Origin of the sequence: Paenibacillus sp. FSL R7-0340 (genome assembly GCF_038002205.1) — a bacterium.
In the GTDB taxonomy this organism is placed as follows: domain Bacteria; phylum Bacillota; class Bacilli; order Paenibacillales; family Paenibacillaceae; genus Paenibacillus; species Paenibacillus polymyxa_B.
In genome coordinates this window covers 1,515,961-1,529,887 of record NZ_JBBOBY010000001.1, presented here as the reverse complement: position 1 = coordinate 1,529,887, position 13,927 = coordinate 1,515,961, and the positions used below count along the sequence as shown (strand labels likewise).

Below are 13,927 nucleotides of genomic sequence, written 5' to 3'. Positions count from 1 at the left end.
TAAATCCCAGGAGCGTTTTCAAATCAGCAGTATATAGATCGAAACGCTTTAGTTCGTCTATATACTGTACTTACAAGCGTTGGGAATCGAATTATGCAAAATGCTGATTAAAGAAGCTTTCCCCATGGAAAGCTTCTTTTTTTATACATAATGAGACAAGTGTTACAGCGAAAAATGGAAATATCATTTATTGTAAGTGTAAGAATGTAAAAAAAGGAGGATTTCTGTGAAAAAAGGATATATCGCCGGGTTAAGTGTCATTGTGTTGCTTATCATTGGTATCGCTATTTCAGCTGTAGTTAAATTTCAAGACCTAGAGCAGGTTGTTCTACAAAAAGACAAAGAAATCCAAGCGAGCAAAAGCAATTACCCAGAAATATATGACCACTTGAATGCGGTTACATTTGATGGTTTTAAGAGTTTGATTCAACAGGATCAAAGTGTATTTGTCTATGTCGGCAGACCGAGTTGTGGCGACTGCAATCGGTTTGAGCCTAACTTTAACAAGATGATCGAACAGTATAATCTAGGCTCTAAAATTACTTTTTTGAACGTTCACAAAATCCATAAGGACAAGCCCCAATGGAATAAATTCAAAGAGGATTACAACGTTAAATACACCCCCACCATTGCAGAATTCAGAAACGGCAAGCTGGTTGATAAAATAGAATGGACGCCTAAAAGAGATCTCAGTACAGACGCTGTAAAAGAGTGGCTGACCTCCAAGAAACTTATTTTATAAGTCTCTTTTCTATCCATTTCATTACGCACACAAAGAACTGTTTATGCAAAAAAAGGTATTCATTCGTGTAGCGCATGAATACCTTTTTTAGGAATGTACAGGTCATCTAAGCTCTAATAAAAAATAGTTCCTACTACTCTTCACTGCCTTCTGATAAACCTCGTTCGTATCTATCAGTCCCTATATTGTAGACACTTCATAGAGTATGATCGTCAATCGAATCAGGAAATTCATATCGGATAATATCCGTTTCGGATACGATATGTCCGATTTGTGACTCAATGAATTCTAAATCTCCCCCTACTGCCCCTATAAAATGCTTTGTACCGGGTTCTATGACGATGACCTCACCAGGGCTGACTGTCTGTGTCACGCCATTGATAGAGACACTCCCGGTTCCAGAAACTATAGTCCAAACTTCTTTACGAAACTGATGCTCATGATAGCTGATAAATCTCCCATTTGAAATGACCACGCGTTTGGTCACTGTCTGCAATCCACTTGCCGCCTGTTGATGGGATAATACGGTTTGCTTTCCCCAGAAGCGCTCCTCAAAACGCGGGCCGATTTCAATTTCTGCCACCATATCCTTAATTCCTGTTGACGACTGTCGATCCGTAACCAGCACGCCATCTGGACCAGCAACGACAATAATGTCTGGAACATTCCAGATGCTAACCGGAATCTCCAGTTCATTGATGATATGCGAGTCATGTGAAGCTTCTGAAATATATCCCGGGCCACTCAGCTTCGAACTTACTTCCCGTACCAAAGAATCCCATGTGCCCAAGTCTCTCCACTCTCCATGATAGGGAAGCACGGAGAGCTTATGAGTATGCTCTACTACCGCAATATCGAAGCTAGTTTTAGGTAAGTCTGCGTAATTTGTCGAAAGAGATTCATAGTCGGCTGGTAAACCCATTTGCTCCAGAATATCCAACAAAAAGCCCAGTCTAAAAGCAAACACCCCGCAATTCCATAAGGCCCCTTCACGGATCAACGCTTCTGAACGGATCAGATCCGGCTTTTCAACAAATGAACTAACCCTGTAATATGGCTGGTCAAGTGAAGGAGAGGCTGAAGGCACAATATATCCGTATTTATCTGAGGGCTCCGTTGGGGCAGCCCCCATTAATGCGATATGGCTTCCTGATTGCTCTAATATCGAAGGAAGCCTACGCAGATGCTCGAAAAATTCATCCCCCGCATACCCGTCCACAGGCATGACCCCTACGATCTCATCGCGTGATGCACCTGCAACGTCATGCAAGTAGGCCGTAGCCAGGGAAATGGCCGGGAAGGTATCCCGTTGAGTCGGCTCCTCAATAACTACAGCATCTCCGCCAATTTGCCCCCGAATCAGCTCGGCCTGAGTTCCACTCGTTGAAAAATAGGCCTCATCTGCCAAATTCGCCTCATCTAATTGCCTCCATATTCGTTGCAGCATGCTTTCTGGACGTTCATCATGACGTAAAATAGAAAGAAACTGCTTGGGGCGGTTCACATTGGATAAGGGCCATAGACGTTTACCCGAACCTCCAGATAATAAAATCATTCGCAAAGATGCAACCTTCTTCCTCTAAATTAATATTTTTCTTTCATTATAGGACTGTTCGATTTTCGCATTTCTGCCGAATACATAAGTATGTATTATCGTGGAAAATACATACTTATGCAATGTAATTGTATCTTTATCCGTACAGGAGATGTCAGTCATGCCCATAAAAATACTCATCATTGAAGATCAAAAAAGTTTGGCAGATATGATTGCTCTTCATCTGCAGGAGGAAGGCTATCATACCGAACTTATCTATGACTCTAAACTTGCAATTCCTACACTTATGCGTTTTAAGCCCGATATTATTGTGACCGCTCTAATGTTTTCCGGTAAAGTCGAATGTGCGCTGATCAGCCAAATCCGTCAATTTACTACGGTCCCTATGCTGGTTATCTCTAATAACACCCTGCTGAATATAAGAATAAAGGCTCTGGACGACGGAGCAGATGACTTCTTATGCAAACCATTCAGCCTGATAGAGTTAAATGCCCGCATCAAAGCCCTGCTGCGCCGCTGCGGCCCCAACATGCCCATTGAATCGCAAACGGTAACTCAAAAGCTTAAAAAGGTAAGAGTGTGGGTGAATGATTACCGTCATAGCCTGTTAGTCGATGACCAAGAAATAGAAGTCACTCAAATTGAATTTTCCATTATAAAAGAGATGTCCTGCAATCCAGGTAAAGTCTTTACCCGCAGCGAGCTGATGGATCGGATCAAAGGCGGAGATGGCGCTTATCTGGATCGTACCATCGACGTACATATTTCCAGCCTTCGCAAAAAAATAGAACGTGACCCTAAAAATCCTCAGCATATCCGTACCGTCTGGGGCAGAGGCTACAAATATGAGATGTAGCCGTATCATGGCTACCCATTTCCCCACTGAGCAGCTTGCTTTTTATGAAAGATTTCGCTTCTTCCATCGCCGATAAGGAAGAAAACAAGCTGCTCCACCCAGTATCCCTATGAGGAACAGTACCCAGCCGAAACGGTAGGCGGAAGCCAGAATAACGACGACTTTCCCGTTCCCGTTACCATTGGTAATGAATCCGGTAGTCACTCCATTGACGGACAGACGGGCTCGCTGATTTTCGCTACCTAGCCTGAACTCCCACAGTGGATTGGGTGATTCGGTCTCCCGGATCAGCACCTGTTCATGCGTTGGATTATATAGCGTAAAACTGCGTTCCATGGAATTTTCACGAGTTGCCTGAATGCTCTCCGATGCATGTGGAGCCATAAAAAAGGTATCCATATCCGATCCCTCAAACAACGTAAACTGATCCACTGTAATCATGGCTTGATAAGGGATGATGGAATATTGCTTCATTTGAAATAAGCCTGACTGCTTCTTGTGCGCATGCGCCAAAATCTGAAACTGCATCAAGGCAGTTCCTGCCGGAGCCTTCACAATTTGATCATAATGATTCCATTGTTCCTTATCTCTCTCCTCCACCTCATCAATATAGGAGGTTTGGAGAACCTGGGACGCTTTATTCAAAAAAATGACCTTCATATGCCGACTTCCAATTTGTTCTGATCGCGCATCCAACTGAACGGCATACTCTTGCAGCGGCTCTGCCTTCATTTTCTTGGACGCATAAATATTCCAGTCACAGGAATAGCTAGGTGCGTAACGGATAGAGAGTCCTTCGTCCTTGATTGACAGATTCGTCTGCCCAGGTCGAATATCCGCCACACATCCGACATCCGTCGTGCTCAATGATTCCTTCGTATCCTCCCCCGGCATCACCGTCACTTCCTGCGCAGCCATTCGATGAATATCTCCAAAACGGCTCAATGACGGCACCTGACTATCCAGCACAAGGGTTAAGCGATACTTCCCCTTGGTTAGGAACAGATTTTTAAATTCGACTCGGCCGTAGTCATTCAGCAGACCGGGAATTTGTATGATTTTCTTGGCAAAACCATCCTGATCGGGCACCGTTTCAATAACCTGCTTTTCGGATAAAGAGGTCGCGGGTAGCCGCTTATACGACTCCTTCGTACGAATCGTTCTGGTCAGCACCTTTCCCGTCTCTTCATTCGTCCACTTCATCGTTAATGACCCCTGGTACCCAGCGGGGAGATTAGCCAAAATAGCTGTGGCATAGGTTCCCGTTTTGGCGACTTCCACATCCCTGCTTAACGTCCCCTTCTGATAGCTGATCCCCCGCCCCATACTAAGTCTTGGTAAAGCACGTTCCGTCTGTACATTCCCTTGTGCGTTAAAATCGCTCTCTGCCTCCAAGGTGAAAAAAAGCTTGCCCCGCTTCAATGCCTGCTCCACTGGAAAAGATAGCTGATCTAGCTGATCCACAGGGACAATCGCAAATTGATTGATCGCATTAAAGCCTTGCAGGTTATTAACCGTGACTGGAGTATCTCCTTTTGGAAAAACATGTTCTCCCAGATCCACCCATTGAAATTGGTTTAAACCATCATCCTGAGTCTTGATACTAACCACTTTGTCCGGCAGTGTGACTTGTAATTTTCCGCCTGCCTTATTCATAAACACTCTAGCATATACATGCGAGGTTTGAGGTTGATCCAGTTTTTTGTGCATCGTAAACGTATTAGGCTTGCTATATTGCCCCAAATCACGCAGCTGGATATCATGAATCCACCAGTAATTTTTTTGCTGTGGACGCTGTAGGGTTAACAAATCCATTCGCATCCAATAGCTACCGGGCGGCGACACGTATTCCCCGTAAAATTTCACACTGTCAAAATTATATCCCTCCGAAGGCGCCACGACATAGCTAACCCCCAGTTCACGCATTTGCTTATCGTAAAATCTCATTTTCACATGCATTTTGTTCGTTCCGCGACCGGAAACAGTAATTTGGAACTGATACGGATTATTTTCCTTGGCTTCCAGCAAACCCGATCTAGCGACCTGCCATATATTACTCGGGTCTCCCTTCATAATTTCGCCGTGCAGAGTTGGCACATCATTCAATTCCTCACGGGGATTAGCCTGCACACTGAACAACTGCGGATTATCCGGCTTGAAGAAGGTTTCGGTCCGCAACATGGAATCAAAGTCCACGACCGTCTTCCCTTCGATACTGCTCATCTGATACGGGGCCACATCCAGCTTCTTACTGGCAAAGGTGACCGCAATCCCTGCATCCATTTCCATATCGAACGGAAAGTTCCGTATATTTTGGGAGGATAAATACCATAACCAATCGTTAGTCGAGGCAAAGGTTTTGGACCATTTTAAAAAGGCATTACCATCCTCAATGGCATCAAAAGGGCGTAAGTAATCCTCGGCTGGAAGCTGTGACAACAACAAGTCATTAAAGGACGCCGCTTCCACATAATCCCCTTTGTTAATCGTCTGGATGGTTTTTAGCTCAGGCTTTAACGCACTGAACAGCACCCCAAAGCGGCTAAAATCAAAACCAGGCAGATGACTGTAGCTCTCCAATCGGCTAAAACCGTAAGGTGTTACAATTTTACTCGCAAGGATGTTCATATAGGGCGGTGTCTGATCGAGATTGAATATGGAAAATAGCCCGTTCTGGTACGTACGTTTCAGCCCGGTCTGACCTTCCAGCTGAGACAGGTGGAAATCCTGCCGCTTCTCCTGCCCCACATATTCATCATGGTAGACCAACTGATTGACCCCAAAGGTAGAGAACAGCCAGCCTAATCGGGAGCTTAATCCATTGTCCATGACATACTGCAGAAAATTCATATAGTATGTAATGCCGGGATCATTCCCCTCATGATGAAAGATCGTATTTTTAGGAGAAGAGTATACCTGAAAATCTCCGGTTGCCTTTTCGTTTGCGGTCTTCCCTTTATTCCATTTGGGCGTGGCTACTCCGTTATAGCTCTGAATCATATTGTCAGCAATCGGAAAGTATAATGCCTTGCTATCGAAACGATCCGGGTCAGTCAGCTTTTCAGCCATTTGACTATAAGCCTCCGGCACTTGTACCGGCTTGTAGTACCCCTCAATGAACTGAGTACGCAAGGGAGCAAAATATATCCCCAGGCATAAAACGACAATAACTACCGCCAGCTTTTTATATACACGCTGCAACGGGGATGATCCGAACCATTCCATAAATTGAATAACACCGAAGGTCAGCAACACCCCGAAATTAAGGGCAATCAGTCCAATAAATTTGTTAGGATCACGGAAAACCGAACCAATCACAGGGGTTTTCGTAACCAAAATGACAAACCACTTGGCAATGGATGGGAACGTCGTCCCGGTAGCTGCAACCAGAAACAGCAACGTAAGTAGCGAGAAGATCAGAATGATCGGATTTTTATGTGAACGTGTCACCATCGCATACCCAATCAATAGCAACAAAAATCCCCCTCCTACATAAAACATGCCAGGCAGTGAGGACAAGGAAAACATGGGCCACCAATAGCTCAGTAAATAACCCACATTATCTAAGCTGCTGTTACGGCTGAACAAAGACAACGTATCCACGACGTTGATATTATGCTGAGACGCTTGAGCGTCCATCAACATGCTACCGACATATAGAGACAACCAATAAAAACTGAGCAGACCGAAAAACACGCCAAAAATGATCCCTTTACGCAAAAAATTGCCGTATAACGGCTGCAAATAGGTGCGACCGGCCTTACGGTGGGTCCAGGTCAACTTGATTAATAGCAACATGGTGAACAATCCCAAATAAATCATGCCGAAGAAAAAATAATGAATTGCTGCAGCACTAACGGTGAATACCGCAGCCAACAGGAACAGGTCGATCCAGTTTCGCTGATACAACTTGTGGGGATGATAGTTTTTAATTTGTTGAATTTGAAACTTGGGGTCCACCGCACTGAAAAAGAATCGCAGCATTAACGGAAACAAACTATATCCACAGAGCAAATAAATATGCTGAATGCGGAAAATAACCCACGGATTCAGCGCATAAAACAACGAGCCGACCATGATGGCAAAAATACGGGTCTTCGTAAAGCTTGGTGAATAATACACGCTAACCAGACGCTTGGCAAAGGCATACATCGAAAATGCCGAAACAAATAACAAGCCTGTAATAAACGACTTGAGCAAGACCGGGCCGCTTTCGTCAAATAAGAGTGACAGTCCATAGAAGGGCAAGATGTACAGGATACGTGGAGCATTGAACAAGGTCGAGGTAGACCATCGCTCGTTCCATACTCCGGTTATTTCCTCCAGATACCGATGAGAGGTGGCTCCAAAAGCAATGTCGCTAAACACAATTTGCCCTGGTCCATAGATGGGTGCAAGATATGCAACAATCGCAATCAGCATCAACATCATTGCCGCCATATCGTAGCGGTAGCGAAATATCCATTTTTTCATGCTTGTCCCCCTCTCTTGAACTTCTCGTATATCTGTCGGTTATCTTGGGCCTATCTCCTCAAACGAACGATTGCCTGCAAGCCCTGATCGGTATTACGCAGCTTTAAACGACCGCCTATGGTCTTCAGGTATGCATCCATATGATACAGGCTGAACGCATGCTCCTGGGAGTTTTGGGAATAGTCTGGCTGGAAATAGCTCCAACGCATTTTATCATCAATCCCGCCGCCCGTGTCTTCAATGTTAATAATAATTTCTCCTTCTTCCAGCCGTGAACTAACCTTAAGCACTTGAGATTGCCGCTTGGACCGCAGACCTGTTCGGCCCTTTTCCTGATTCTCAGGCTGCTCTTCACCTTGGCCCATGGCCTGAACTGCATTTTCCAGCAGCCCCTGAATCGTTTTGTACAGCATGGGTGCTTGTGCTGCAATCGATGGAACAGGCTCTTGCCGCAAGATCACTTGAATGTTCTTCATGTTCAATGAACGGTTCGCCCATTTCAGCGACTCAGACAATACTTCATTCATATCTGTAAAGCTAATTCCACTATTATCATGCATCTTCTCTTCCAGCTCATCGCGCAAGCTACGGACTCCCGTCAGTAACTCTCCCAGTGAGGATTCCTGTCTGAGACGACCCTGGATGAAATTTTCATTCAACTCGCGAAAATACTCCAGTTCCTCATGAGAGGCTCCTTTTCCCTGACTGGAAGCCGCTTCAAAACGGTTTGCTAGATCATGATAAAATCCCAGCAGCTTCAAATCATCACCGCCTGTGAGACGGCTAGTCTGCTCTTGCAGCTCTTGTAGCTGCTGCTCAATCGTCTGCATTAACGGCAAATAATATGTGTCCTGCTGCTGTCGCATATCTTCATCGCGCCGTTGGTCACGCACCTGATTGTTCACGATGGCATCCTTTACAATCCTTTTGCGGAACTGTACGAGCATGGCCCACAGAATGAACAATATCAGAACCATGACCATCCACAATTGTTTGCGAAAGGAGCTGATTCGCTGTGCTGTATCCTCGCTGACATCCTTAATCGATATGTAAAGGGCCTCTTCCCCAATGCGGCTGAATCCTATTCCGTGTTTCTCACCGTCATCTTCAATGACACCTGTATTGCCCTCCAGCAGCCTACGGGTTACGCCCGTGATGTCCGTTCGGTTAATATCCGGAGTACTTCGGGAAGCTACGACCTTAAATTGACCGTTATAAAATAAAGTCTCATGCTGGTTAACTGGTTTACTTTTAATAATCCCGCTGAGCATATCAGCGTCAACCGTGCGCACCATAAAACCGCCCATCTGCGCTCCTTGAATCCTGCATGCTATATACTGGGCAGGCTGATGATCCTCTGTCACAAAAGAGCTTACTGCACAACCATTTTGCAGCCATTTAATCTGCTGGACCGCACTTTTCATCTCACGATTGTCTCGTCCGACCATCACACGATACTGCTCATCCAGCACATAAAAGGCCCCGCCGCTTTCACGCTTAAACCCTTCAGGATACTGGCGTGTTCCCTGATTCAGCATATCTCTGCCCAGACTGGACGACAGCTCCTTCAGTTCAGTCTGCCATGCAGCATAACGCTCGGTTATGCTGCTGGAAAGTTCCTGTACCTCATACTGGAGCTGCTCGTTCTGAATCTCCGCCAAGTGACCACTGAATTGCCGCACAACAAACCATTGAAGCACAGCGGCCAAGAACAATGTCACACCCAGAACGATCAGGTACAGGATCAGCTTTTGCCAACCTGGTTTCAACAAAGCCCATTGCTTCATGCTCCCCTGTCCCCCCCATTCTGTTCAAGACGGCTCAAAATAGCCTGCATCAGGCATTCCAGCTCGTAGCTGACCAGCGGTAGCCGTGCGCACAGCAACCGGGGAGTACGGCGCTGGAGTGCAGCAAACCTCGCAGCGGTTTCCGTTGCCCCGTCCGTCAGTAGGATCAACTCGCATGTTTTTGCGATATATAAGCGATCCAGCTCTTCCTCACCGTATTCTCGCAGATCAACAACGTAAATATCATGACGATCGTCCATATGCTGAAGTGCGCTGGAGACAGCCAGGGTCACTCCTGTATGCCGTGCAGCATGATACTGATGAAGGAGACGCATACCTTTTTCCCAGAGGGCATGTTCAGCCGAATCAAATCGTTCACAAAAAAGACGCAACGCCCGTTCTGTATTGACATCTTTCAAAAATGCCAAAACGCTGATATTATACATGTAGTTCCTCATTTCTTACTTCCTGATTGGAGTTGCGCAGTTCTTATGACACCCCAAAACATTCTATTTGTTGACGACAGCCCTATGGTTCTGTCCCTGCTTGAACGGACCTTGACGCAAGAAGCATTCACCTTACATACCGCTCACACGCCCAAAGAAGCCTTACAAGTGCTGGAACAGCACCCGATTGATGTGGTAGTTTCCGATCTGCTCATGCCTGGTCTGGATGGGATTACCTTCCTTCGCATGATTAAGAAGGATTATCCACATATCGTACGAATTATTTTGTCTGGTCACCTGCATACGCAGTCCATTTTATCGGCGATTAACCAAGTCGGTGTGTTCCGTTTTTTGACGAAACCGCTGGAGCTGGATGATGATACGCTAAAAAAAATACTGTATGAGGCGCTTGATCAGGCCAAACTCAACCGAAACAGCCTACATGCAGACCAGAACGTAGCTTCCAACCTGTCAGTTTTTATAGACAGCATTTTGAATGCACCGTACCGACCCTATGTGCTGCTGAATGAACAAGATATCGTAACCGCTGTACACATTGCACTCGCTGAGCTGTATCCTGTCGGCTGCTCACTACGTCATCCTGACGGGGAAGGTATTCAGTTAACCACGCATTCATTATATATACCGTATGAGGAGTCGGAATCTTCCGATCCCGACTTATACACGCTGGATACACTGACCCTCGGCCATTCATCCTTACGCCTTATCCGCCTTAGCGAGATCGCCTGAGTGACGGGTGCCGCCCTTTAACACGGCGGCTACCCCAATCACAGTCAGGCATACATACATCCACAACATCCCCATCGTCAGCAAGGGGTGACGGATATAGTTTTTCAAATTCCCCCATGTATACAGCACCGGACGGAAGAAGTACCAACGTTCCAGCGCTTTTCGCAATCCGCCCTCTTCAGATGACATCGTACGATCCATCACCGAAAAGTAGTAGGCTTTTTTACGTAATACATCGTGCAGATACACCTGTTTTTCATCATGGTATACCCGTGTAAATACCGCCCGGCGAATGACTCCGCCAGACTCTATATAACGCAAGGTCGGCTGTATTTCTTCAAAAGCAATTTGCTCCGCATTAAACCCGCCCGTCGATTCGTAAGCGCTCATTCGCCAGAAGCGTGCCGCTTCAATGGAGCGTTTTCCCAAGGTCTCACCCGCATTGTTAATCACATTTCGCTCAAAAACTTTCACTTTGGAAAAAAAATTATTTGCTTCCGAATACGCCTCTTCCGGAACGACCAAGGCGCCAATATCCTGATGATCGTCAAAAAAGTCAATGCTCTGCTGAATCAGATGTTCGGCTAAAATCATATCGGAATCCAATACAAATATGTATTCGGCACCCAAGCGTTTCGCTTCCTCAACTGCCCTGACCCTAGCGACTCCCCGCTCCCCATGGGGAAGCTCCAATACCGTTACGGGTACTGAACTCCCTGCCGACAGCATACGAATCGTCTCAACGGTCCGGTCATTGGAGCCATCATCAGCAATTACAATATGCAGATCCTTGTAATTTTGCCCCATACAGCTTCGCAAACAAGGCTCTATCGTCCGTTCATTGTTGTACGTGGAGAAGAGAATGACCACTTTGTCCACTCTGTTCCGCCTCCTCTACCCAATCTTCCATCAACTGCTCAAACGCAGCAGCCGTATGATCAAAATGGAATCTTAACGCATATTGATACGCCCGCTCACGGATGGCCATGTAATCTTCGCCGCCCTTTGCTGCTCTTTCCATTTGTTCAGATAATCCTCGGATGTCGCCGTGAAAGCATAGATACCCGCTCTTCCCAAAATCCGTTGCATCCACCAGACCCGGTGAATTGCTGACAATGCTAGGGGTTCCAACGGCTGCCGCTTCGGTAATCGTCAAACCCCAGCCTTCACGTAAGGAAGGAAATACGAGCGCGTGGGCACGACTCATCAGCTCCAGCTTATGCTCTGCTGAAACAAATCCGTAAAAGGTAATATCGGCTTGCGATTGCCCCTGTTCATCCGGTTCTCCGTATGTCAAACCATACTGTTTCATAATCGGCACTAATTGTTCTGCCACATAGGTTTTATCGGTTTTTCCGGCAATCCATAACATAGCCTGAGGGAACTTTTCCTTGAGCTGCCCAAAGGCCTCAACGACCAGATCAATACCTTTATATTTGACGAAGCGCCCAGCATACATGAAGGTCGGATTAGGCTCCTTCGTTAAAAATTGTTCGCGCGGCCAATGATCAAACTCAATGCCTTCCGGTAAAAGATGAACACGATCCGGGTGAAAGCCCAGCTTAAGCAGATCATATCGGGTAGACGGAGATACCGTAAGCGTCCGATCCTTACGAGCCAGCTTAAGCATCAAGGGCTCCATATGAAACCCAATAACATTTAGCGGGAATTTGGCGTTCTCAAACCATATTTCCCTTGTTAGCTGATGTATGAAAAAAATCCGCTTGGATGCCTCCACCCAAAATCGGGTAAAGAATTGATGCGTATTTGCCTGGTTAATCACATAATCGATCTTCCCTCGATGACGACGGTAATAGCGCATCGCATAATAAATAACACTGTATATGTTCCCTTTTCGAATATACGTAATACCGTCAATAATTTCATGCTCAGGCATCCCCTCAAATTGGGGTGAAAAATGAATGAACTGGAAACGTCCTTGCTGTGAGCGTTTAAGCATTTCATGGGTAAAAATTTCTGCTCCCCCGCTTTTAGGTGAACGAATGTCACGCCAGGAAAGCAATAGAACTACGGTTTTACCGTCCTGTTCATGTATGGTATTCATGGGGTAAATCCCCCTTTATCTTTATTTTGAACAAATGCACATAGGCGTCTATCACAAAGTAGAGAGCCATAGCCCCGTAAACTATGAACTCAGATAGCAAAAAATCTACCGGATCTGTGTGGGCAATATGAAAGGCTACTAATAAAGCCGCGGCTCCTGCCATCAGACTGAACATAAATTTTCGTCTGCCCACCAATACGTGCACATGCACAAAAAACAGCACGATGGAAAATAGCCAGTACACCCATCCTCCCCATGGAATATAGGCCTCGGCCGATTGGTAAGAGGCTCCGAATAATATGGGAATAGAGGATGGGAACACAAAGGTCGTGCCCACATATACACAGATCGCAGCTACAGCCATTAAACCGGCATAGACGGCAATCAACTTGCCCAAAGCTTGGCGGTCATGCCCCTGCGCACCGATCTTTGGAATAAAAGCAGCAATTAGGCTATACGAAACGTAATAGACCAACTGGCTGTACTTCAGCGCAATGGCATAGCTGCTGGCCTGCTCAGGAAAGTAATGCTGTACATACAACATGTCGATGGAGATACAAAACAAAATGAATAAATTCGTCATAAGGCTATCGGTGAAATCCTGACCCAATGATTTCCATAACCCAGAAGGGATATGTTCTCCACTGTATGTGAATAAGGACAAGCCACGAGCCGAAACGATCCAGCCGTGGAGCAGCGACAGCAACATTCCTCCACAGCTTGCTAACAGTAGGGCTTCCAGCTTTAACCCCAGTGCAGCCAGAACAAAAAACAGGCTCAGCTTCCCTAATACCTCAATGTAATAGTTCACATTGAGCGCCAACATGCGTTCCCTGCCCTGTAAATCTCCGCGGCACGAACTCACAAGAATATGCAGTCCAATCAAGCCATACAGCATGAACAGCGGACCGGATTCGACACCTAATAGCGAACGCAGTAACGGATGAAAGATGAGTAAAATGACCATGGCAAGCACGGTTAGCACCAAAGGTGCTTTGAGTAATAGAGAACCGAGCGGTAAGCTTCGTAGCGCAAGCTTTTGGTCTCCCTTAGAGACCAGTTTGGCGGTTAATAGCTGGATGGATAAACCCAAAACGGATAAAAGTGCAAAAAGTGCCAGCAGCGCATTCGCCTGGCCATAAGCTTGTCCCGTAAGATACCAACTCGCTGCAATGTGGAAGAAAAAATTAAATCCGTTAAGCAGCACATTAAAGAGAGGGAACATCAACGATCGCAATCGGTTGTTCACGTTG

Annotated in this window: 10 protein-coding genes; 3 read left to right on the top strand and 7 right to left on the bottom strand. The window is 46.0% G+C overall.

From position 1 onward, the window contains the following. The first annotated feature begins 226 nt into the window (after positions 1-226). The gene (locus tag MKX59_RS06850) at positions 227-742 is read left to right on the top strand and encodes a thioredoxin family protein (protein WP_023990003.1); all 516 of its coding nucleotides are present in this window, start codon (positions 227-229) and stop codon (positions 740-742) included. Between the two features lie 196 nt (positions 743-938). Here MKX59_RS06850 and MKX59_RS06845 read toward each other — a convergent pair whose 3' ends face one another. Next, positions 939-2,297 carry a sugar phosphate nucleotidyltransferase gene (locus tag MKX59_RS06845; RefSeq protein WP_340858994.1) on the bottom strand — a complete coding sequence of 453 codons (1,359 nt, stop codon included), beginning with the start codon at positions 2,295-2,297 and terminating at the stop codon, positions 939-941. A 160-nt stretch (positions 2,298-2,457) separates the two neighbouring features. On the opposite strand from MKX59_RS06845, the gene MKX59_RS06840 reads away from it, so the two are divergent. Then, complete coding sequence (locus MKX59_RS06840) at positions 2,458-3,153, top strand: response regulator transcription factor (protein WP_023990005.1); 696 nt, start codon at positions 2,458-2,460, stop codon at positions 3,151-3,153. A 42-nt stretch (positions 3,154-3,195) separates the two neighbouring features. Here the strand turns inward: MKX59_RS06840 and MKX59_RS06835 are convergent, their stop codons facing one another. From MKX59_RS06835 to MKX59_RS06825, 3 genes are read right to left on the bottom strand one after another with little or no spacing between them, the layout of a single operon-like run. Then, a complete protein-coding gene (locus MKX59_RS06835; RefSeq protein WP_075154657.1) occupies positions 3,196-7,626 on the bottom strand; it encodes a hypothetical protein in 4,431 nt (1,476 codons plus the stop codon). Between the two features lie 50 nt (positions 7,627-7,676). Next, complete coding sequence (locus MKX59_RS06830) at positions 7,677-9,413, bottom strand: ATP-binding protein (protein WP_076160814.1); 1,737 nt, start codon at positions 9,411-9,413, stop codon at positions 7,677-7,679. Continuing rightward, positions 9,410-9,859 carry a hypothetical protein gene (locus tag MKX59_RS06825; RefSeq protein ID WP_028541546.1) on the bottom strand — a complete coding sequence of 150 codons (450 nt, stop codon included), beginning with the start codon at positions 9,857-9,859 and terminating at the stop codon, positions 9,410-9,412. Before MKX59_RS06825 ends, MKX59_RS06830 begins: the two co-directional genes overlap by 4 nt. Positions 9,860-9,904: 45 nt before the next feature. On the opposite strand from MKX59_RS06825, the gene MKX59_RS06820 reads away from it, so the two are divergent. Next, entirely contained in the window at positions 9,905-10,609 is a 705-nt protein-coding gene (locus tag MKX59_RS06820; RefSeq protein WP_023990009.1) for a response regulator, read from the top strand. Here the strand turns inward: MKX59_RS06820 and MKX59_RS06815 are convergent. The 3 genes from MKX59_RS06815 to MKX59_RS06805 are packed head-to-tail and all read right to left on the bottom strand — an operon-like array spanning position 10,577 to position 13,923. Beyond that, a complete protein-coding gene (locus MKX59_RS06815) occupies positions 10,577-11,488 on the bottom strand; it encodes a glycosyltransferase family 2 protein (protein ID WP_023990010.1) in 912 nt (303 codons plus the stop codon). The genes MKX59_RS06820 and MKX59_RS06815 overlap by 33 nt on opposite strands. Beyond that, positions 11,448-12,674, bottom strand: a complete 1,227-nt coding sequence (locus tag MKX59_RS06810; protein WP_023990011.1) for a glycosyltransferase family 4 protein — start codon at positions 12,672-12,674, stop codon at positions 11,448-11,450. Before MKX59_RS06810 ends, MKX59_RS06815 begins: the two co-directional genes overlap by 41 nt. Then, complete coding sequence (locus MKX59_RS06805; protein WP_076160808.1) at positions 12,658-13,923, bottom strand: transporter; 1,266 nt, start codon at positions 13,921-13,923, stop codon at positions 12,658-12,660. The genes MKX59_RS06810 and MKX59_RS06805 overlap by 17 nt, the downstream gene beginning before the upstream one ends. Positions 13,924-13,927: the final 4 nt, after the last annotated feature.

Excerpts from the sequence above, each read along its gene's own strand:
- MKX59_RS06845 (WP_340858994.1), bottom strand. The coding sequence starts at position 2,297 with ATGATTTTATTATCTGGAGGTTCGGGTAAACGTCTATGGCCCTTATCC.
- MKX59_RS06820 (WP_023990009.1), top strand. The coding sequence starts at position 9,905 with ATGACACCCCAAAACATTCTATTTGTTGACGACAGCCCTATGGTTCTG.
- MKX59_RS06825 (WP_028541546.1), bottom strand. The coding sequence starts at position 9,859 with ATGTATAATATCAGCGTTTTGGCATTTTTGAAAGATGTCAATACAGAA.
- MKX59_RS06830 (WP_076160814.1), bottom strand. The coding sequence starts at position 9,413 with ATGAAGCAATGGGCTTTGTTGAAACCAGGTTGGCAAAAGCTGATCCTG.
- MKX59_RS06840 (WP_023990005.1), top strand. The coding sequence starts at position 2,458 with ATGCCCATAAAAATACTCATCATTGAAGATCAAAAAAGTTTGGCAGAT.
- MKX59_RS06810 (WP_023990011.1), bottom strand. The coding sequence starts at position 12,674 with ATGAATACCATACATGAACAGGACGGTAAAACCGTAGTTCTATTGCTT.
- MKX59_RS06835 (WP_075154657.1), bottom strand. The coding sequence starts at position 7,626 with ATGAAAAAATGGATATTTCGCTACCGCTACGATATGGCGGCAATGATG.